Source organism: Adlercreutzia sp. CNCM I-6216 (assembly GCF_977113345.1).
Map to the genome: position 1 here is coordinate 34,962 of NZ_CDSBIE010000017.1, position 6,189 is coordinate 41,150.

The 6,189-nt window shown below is 56.7% G+C and carries 4 protein-coding genes; all 4 read left to right on the forward strand.

Annotated elements, in window-relative coordinates; translation table 11 throughout:
- Positions 1–171 precede the first annotated feature (171 nt).
- The 4 genes from ACYVRU_RS11320 to ACYVRU_RS11335 all read left to right on the forward strand — a co-directional run bounded on the left by ACYVRU_RS11320 (position 172) and on the right by ACYVRU_RS11335 (position 6,098).
- A complete protein-coding gene (locus ACYVRU_RS11320) occupies positions 172–675 on the forward strand; it encodes a helix-turn-helix domain-containing protein (protein ID WP_114540166.1) in 504 nt (167 codons plus the stop codon).
- A 254-nt stretch (positions 676–929) separates the two neighbouring features.
- Complete coding sequence (locus tag ACYVRU_RS11325; RefSeq protein WP_114540165.1) at positions 930–1,301, forward strand: type IIL restriction-modification enzyme MmeI; 372 nt, start codon at positions 930–932, stop codon at positions 1,299–1,301.
- 148 nt (positions 1,302–1,449) lie between these two features.
- Positions 1,450–2,517 carry a DNA-processing protein DprA gene (locus tag ACYVRU_RS11330; RefSeq protein WP_114540164.1) on the forward strand — a complete coding sequence of 356 codons (1,068 nt, stop codon included), beginning with the start codon at positions 1,450–1,452 and terminating at the stop codon, positions 2,515–2,517.
- Positions 2,518–2,525: 8 nt separating this feature from the next.
- On the forward strand, positions 2,526–6,098 hold the full coding sequence (locus ACYVRU_RS11335) for a hypothetical protein (RefSeq protein WP_461186159.1): 3,573 nt from the start codon (positions 2,526–2,528) through the stop codon (positions 6,096–6,098).
- The last annotated feature ends 91 nt before the right edge of the window (positions 6,099–6,189 follow it).

Below are 6,189 nucleotides of genomic sequence, written 5' to 3' on the forward strand. Positions count from 1 at the left end.
GTATCAGCCCAAATGAAAGGAGATGGATTGCCTTCTCCGAGGATCGCGGTCTCCCGACGGACTAAATAATATGACGGAGAGGGTCATGAAGCGAGGAGCGGAAACAGCCCATTTTGGGCTCCAATGGATAGCTTTTCTATCCATTATGGGGCATATATAAGGTGGTAGCGAATGGAAAACATCGATTTGGCGAGGGAGATGAGAGCGCGGCTGTATCGGGAATGCCGCGAACGCGGGCAGTTCAGCAGCAGGGACAAGGCGGCGTCGGCCTTCTCTGTGGAGAACGTCAAGATCAGCGCGTCGTCTCTTAAAGATTTCGAGACGGGGAAGAGGACGCCGTCGCCTAATTTGGTGCTTGATATGGCAAGGGTGTACCAGACCCCCGAGCTCAAGTGGCTGCACTGCTCGACGGTCTGCCCGATCGGACTGGAGATCTACAAGAAGGGTGCCGGGCTGGGAACCGAGGACATCTACCGAACTTATTTCGAGCTGGCGGGGGCCTTCGACCGCATCAACGATGTCGAGACGTCACTGCACGAGATCATAGCCGATGACGCCTTCACTCCCGACGAGGAGGAGAAGATGGACGAGATACTGGGAGTTCTCGATAAGATCACCGAGAGCACCGATAGACTCCGAGTGTGGATTGAGAAGAGTCGGAAGGGCGCTCGCTGATAGGCAAATCGTGTCTAATTTGTGACCTCCGATTACCTTTGGGCCGCCAGCAATGAGCTGAACCCCGCTATCGGGGTTCAGCTCAGCTACGGCAGGGCCTTTTTTCATGTTGGCGGATGCTGTACGGGACACTTACAGCCCTGATCAAGCGTTAATCTGTGTCTTATGCAGATAGCAGAAATGCAAGGCAAGGTGATGCATCTATAATAGCTTCTTGGTGGTTTATACCCTCGATCAAAGATTGAAGTTGAAATATGACACAATCAGAGAAGGTAAAGGCTGCGCGGCAGTTTGCCGAAGCGTGGAAGGGCAGAGGCTACGAGAAGGGCGATGCCCAGGTTTTCTGGACGGAGCTTCTGCGCGATCTCATAGGCATGGAGCACGTCTCGTTTAATGCAAAATTCGAGTACTGGACCGTTGATGGCGGTTTCATAGACTACCTCATATCGGATGCGGCGGTGTTCGTTGAGCAGAAGGGCTTGAGCATAGACCTCAGCAGGCCCGAGGAGCCCGGAGGGAGGATGGTCGCGCCGTTCGAGCAGGCGCTTGCCTATGCGGAGAGTTTCGGGCGCAACAAGCAACCGCGCTTCATCGTTATGTGCAATTTCGGAACTTTCTGTGTGTGACCGCAATGCGCATTCCAGGAAAAAGCCGGGTGATAAGAACAAGATGCTTGTGGTAATGCAATGGCAACTCGACTCGGGTATGATACCGAGGGAACGATACTGCCTTTGAGCCTGCGAGCGATTGAGGGAGAGAACGAGAGATACAGAGATGGTTGGACTAGAGCCAGGTGATAGGTGCGTTAATACTTTCATTCTGACGCTTATGGAGCTGCCCGGGGTTGGAGCCCGGACGGTTCAGAAGATCCTCGAGGATAAGCGGTTGATAGTTGAATCGACGGAAGTTCTCGATGGGGAGTTCGCATTGGCCCTGAACGTTGGGGCAGTCAACAAGGCCCTGGCTTACGATCCTATCGATTCGCCGGATGCCAACGCGGAGCGTGCTGACGCCATTTGGATGGAGGCCGAGGGCGTGGCCGATATGATCGTCGAACGCGCGAATGACTGCGGTGCGAGCATCCTGAACCCCTATATGAGCGCATATCCGCGCCGCTTGCTTCTCAACAAGAGGTACCCGCCGATCCTGTTCTGTAGAGGCGATGCCGCCGTGCTCAACGCGGAGAAGGCTGTAGCCATAATCGGCACGCGGGAGCCCACGGATTTCGGGAAGAGAATGGGGACGAGGCTCGCGGAGGTTCTTGCAGCCGACGAGTACGTGATCGTGAGTGGGCTTGCTTTGGGCTGCGACACCGTTGGACACGAGGGCGCGCTTCTGGCCGAGGGGAAGACGATTGCTGTGCTGCCCACGCCGATCGACGCGCCCGTGTACCCCTCGCAGAACCAGGGTCTGGCAGACCGTATCGTGGGAGGTGGTGGCGCGTTGGTTTCGGAGTACGCGCCCGGCGCCATGTTGCACGACAAGCAGCTCGTGAGTAACCTAGTCGCGCGCGATGAGTGGCAGCCCGGACTCTCGGATGGTGTCATCGCTATCGAGACGAGCGTCGCGGGGGGCACCAACCACGCTATGAAGCACGCCCAGGGTACGAACACCCCCATCGCCGTTTTCGACTACAGCAGCCGCATGGGCGAGGACTTTTACGCCGACGAGCGCTTCGGCGGGAATGTAAAATACCTCAAGGACGGTGCGTTTCCCATATTCGAGGCCTCCACCATTGAAGACTTCAAGATCGCCATGGAGTCCTACCGTCAAAGGAATTTCAGAGGAGCCAGCGGTGGCACGGCGCTTGGCAGGGACAGCCAGCTGAATCTGTTCGGTTAGGGTGATCGATGATGGTCGGGGATTCCTGCGACAACCTGCTCGCCAACTATCGGATCTTTTTCGAGGGCATGCCCGATCCGGTGTTCTATAAGTACTTCTATCCCACTGGCGATAATACTGGCGTGCTCTGGGATCTTTACCACTATGTGAGGGGACTGAAGAAGGATAAGGATAGCGACGCCGAATGTTACTACAAGTACAGCGAGATGCCCGCGGGGCCCAATGGAGGGAACCTCAGCTATTACGAGAAGGATCTCCGACAAATGCTGAGGGCTGTTTGGAAAGACACGGGCGGCAAGGCAGTCAAGGGCGCCGTTGCCACGATACCCTCAAGTGACGTACTCAAGATCAACAGAGTGACCGAGATGGTACGCGACGTGCTGAGCAGCTCCGGCGGCGCCTATGTCGACCTGACGCGAATCATCCGGCGTGGGAAGAGCCGCGGAGCCTTCCATTTGGAGGGAGGAAAGCGCAGTGTGGCCGAGAACAAATCGACCCTTTTGATATCTAATCCGGGAATTCTCGCCAGGCTTGATTTGGTCGTCGTCGTTGACGACGTCCTGACCACGGGCAGTTCTTTCAGGGCGATGGGCGAGTTCCTGAGGGAAAACGGGTTCCGGGGGAGGATCGTCAATTTCGCCTATGCTCGGGCTTTTACGGGCGAGGTCGTGAAAGCATACTTGAGGTACGATCGCGGAATCGAGTACGAGTTCTTTCCCGACGCACGGCAGCTGCGGGAGCCGTTTCCCGAGAAGGGCGGGTCGCAGGATCCAGATGGCCCGATCGGCGCGATCGTCTACGACTTAGACCAAACGCTCATCGACAGCGGCATAAGGGATCTGCGCTACGAGGAGAACATGGCCCATGCGGTTATGCCCTACAAGGTCTACGAGGGCGTTAGGGAGCTCACCTCGCTTCCCATTCCGACTGCCCTTCTGAGCAATCGGTCGAAATGGCAGATGGACAAGTTGCTTTCTCCTTCCGAAGCGGTCGACAATATTAAATTCCCGGAGCACCGCGGGCTCATTCCCTTCCCGGTGTTCACCTATCCACAAGATGAGGATGAGGGGGGCTTTCGCAGAAACTACTACAAGCCCTGCCGTCGTGGCGTTTGCGAAGTGGTGGACTATCTCAAGAAATACTACGACGTTGGAGGCTGTCGCATAGTGGGTCTGGGGAATACCTGTGAGGACATGATCGCGTACAAGTCTGCCGGCATCGACGGCGCTCTTGCGCTCTGGGGCGTCCCCGACTACCTCAAGGGGCACGCGCGCAAACATTGGGGTGCGGACTGGGTCTTCGAGAGAGTCGAGGATTTCGCGGCATGGTGTAAAAGCCGCATGAACTTCTACCAGCGCGGAATCGAATGCATGGACACAGACGCTGATCTCGCTAAGAAGCTTTTTGATAAGGCCATTCGGGTGGGAGATAATGTCGGTTCAGCGGCGAGTTGTCTGGGATATTTGATTTCCAAAGAAGATCCCAAGACAGCGATTGAGCTCTATAGAAAGGCCATCGATGCCGGCGAAGTAAAAATGGCCGCCAACAATCTCGCCCTTCTCATCGAAGAAGATTATCCCGAAGAGGCCGAGTCGTTGTATATGAAGGCGATCGAGGCGGGAAGCAATAAGCTAGCACCGAGAAACCTCGCGCTGCTTATCCGAATGAGCGATCCCAAGCGCGCCGTGAGTCTTTTCAGGCAGGCCGCCCTCAATGGCAATAGTCAATATCTCGAAAAAGACCTTCGGCCGCTGATTCGATCGGGTGTGGAATGCGCCGTGCGGTTGTACGAAGCGCTCTTGGTCTCTGCAGATGGAAAGAAAGCCGCAGAGCTGGCCCAGTTGGTCGAGGAATGGGACACCGAGAAGGCCGAGACGCTGTATGCCACCGCGATGTCCTCTGGAGACAACTATGATGCTCCCAGGTGTTTAGGACGACTGCTAAGGGAGAGCCAGCCGCAAAGGGCGCTCGACCTCTTCGCGGTGGCGGCGAGACACGGCAACACTGAGGGGATGTTTGAGGACGTCAAGCCGATGATCAAGAACGGCGTTCTGGAGGCCTTGGAATTCTTCGAGCGTTCAGTGATCACGCAGGACGGGAGAGGAGCGGCCGATCTGGCGCAATTCCTCGAGAAAGAGGATCCGGGCAAGGCGCGCGGGCTTTACGCAGCCGCGGTCGAAGCCGGTGCCGGAGGATTGACTTGCACGAAGTTAGCCGATTTGCTGCGCGACGAGGACCCTGCGAGGGCCCTGGAGTTGTACGAGCGCGCGATTAAGGAGGGGGACGAGTTTAGCGCGCCGATTCGTTGCGCGAAGATGATTATGGACCGCGATCCCGATCGCACCCTCGATTTGCTGCAGCTTGCGGGTAAAGCTGGCAATTACACGGAATTGTCGGATGTCCTCATGCCGCTCATTGCTGACGGCAGCGAGCGGGCGATGCAGCTTTATGAAAAATATGTCATAGCTACGGACGAGCTTGATGGGGATTCTCGTATTCAAGATTTGGCCACTTACCTTCACGATAAGAATCCGCATAAAGCGGTCGAGCTCTATAAACGGTTGTTCCACACCGACCTCAAGGGTGAAGCAATGTACAGTTATGGCATTTTGATACAAAAAGAAAGCCCCGGAAAGGCCAAGGAAGCATTCAGAATGGCGATAGCGGCGGGCAACGAGCAGTATGCAACCTGCGCCCTCGCGCGGCTTATTGAGGACGAGAACCCGGCAATGGCGATCGAGCTGTTTGAGAGATCGCTAGCCGTGAAGTACGACAGCGATGTCGTCAACGAGCTCGGGATCGTGAGGGCGAGTAAGGATCTTGACCTGGCTAAGGACACCTTCGTCGAGGCGATGGAGGCCGGGGACAAGCTGTGCGCCCCGTGCAATTTGGCCCATCTTCTCATTCCCGACGATCCCAACAGGGCAGCGGATCTGTATCTATCTATACTGGAACAAAACGAGCCGGAGGTTGCCCTCGGCCTCTCCTTTTTGGTGCGGGAGAGCGACCCGGCGCTGGCGGCCAACCTGTTGAACAGAGCCATCGTGAATCGAGAAGACAGAGAGCCGCTGCGCTTCTTCCTCACGTTCCTTGCCTTGGCCGACAAGGAAACAGCTCTGAATGCTTGCAAGTACTTTGCCAACCAAGGCTTCAGCGCAGCGCCCGGCATCGCGTCCGAGATCATGTTTGGGAGCGCGTACGACCCCGCTAAGGGCACCGTGTCCCTGAAAAAGGGCACTTGCGAAGACGATGCAGCATGCGAATGGATCGTATTGCGACAGGACGGAGGGAGGGTGCTCCTTCTCGCGCGCGACGTCGTGTCGCACATGCCGTTCGTCCAAGGGGTTGACACTCTGGACTGGTTCAGCTCCGAGGTCAGGCGATGGCTCAACGGGGAATTCCTGGCCGACTCGCTCGACTGGGACGTGGCCGAGTTATTGGTGGCTGGCGACGAGACGGACGATCTCGTCTTCTGCCTGTCCGCGGAGGAGGTCAAGAGGTACATGGACGAGGGGCACCTCCTGGCGGCTCGGGCCTGCAATGACGCGACCGGATTGCGCGCAGCGCGATGGTGGTGTTAGCGTCGGGCGAGAATAGCCACCTAAAGTCAAACTAGTTCAGCCAAATTCCAGTCAAGCAAAAACAGCCATTGCGACGCTGCTGGCCCTACAC

Coding starts and splice junctions, on each gene's coding strand:
- ACYVRU_RS11320 (WP_114540166.1), top strand. CDS start 172: ATGGAAAACATCGATTTGGCGAGGGAGATGAGAGCGCGGCTGTATCGG.
- ACYVRU_RS11325 (WP_114540165.1), top strand. CDS start 930: ATGACACAATCAGAGAAGGTAAAGGCTGCGCGGCAGTTTGCCGAAGCG.
- ACYVRU_RS11330 (WP_114540164.1), top strand. CDS start 1,450: ATGGTTGGACTAGAGCCAGGTGATAGGTGCGTTAATACTTTCATTCTG.
- ACYVRU_RS11335 (WP_461186159.1), top strand. CDS start 2,526: ATGATGGTCGGGGATTCCTGCGACAACCTGCTCGCCAACTATCGGATC.